The organism is Corynebacterium sp. UMB6689 (assembly GCF_030215295.1).
Lineage (GTDB): Bacteria > Actinomycetota > Actinomycetes > Mycobacteriales > Mycobacteriaceae > Corynebacterium > Corynebacterium aurimucosum.
The window spans coordinates 1-256 of sequence record NZ_JASOLS010000217.1 but is presented as its reverse complement, the minus strand read 5'-3'; the positions used below and the strand labels follow the sequence as shown (position 1 = coordinate 256).

The following is a 256-nucleotide window of genomic DNA, read 5'->3' as shown; positions in this document are numbered from 1 at the left end:
ACCCCTAAGACTAAAGGCAGCATAAGAACAATTTCTTTAGATGCGATAACACTGAAATGTCTTAGGAAATGGAAATTGGAACAAGCTGAATATTTTTTAAAGTTAGGGATCCCAGTAGAGAAGAACAATCAAGTTGTGTTTACTTCTTCTACAAAGAATAAACATCTCTACCCTACTGCAACTGATCAGTTTTTTCGGAAGTTTTGCAAAAAATATGATCTCCGATTTATTAATGTCCACGGCTTTAGACATACTC

Annotated in this window: 1 protein-coding gene; it reads left to right on the top strand. The window is 34.8% G+C overall.

What is annotated here, in order from left to right:
- Positions 1-75: 75 nt before the first annotated feature.
- A partial coding sequence (locus tag QP363_RS13265) for a hypothetical protein (protein WP_284764834.1) occupies positions 76-256 on the top strand: 181 nt, incomplete at its 3' end.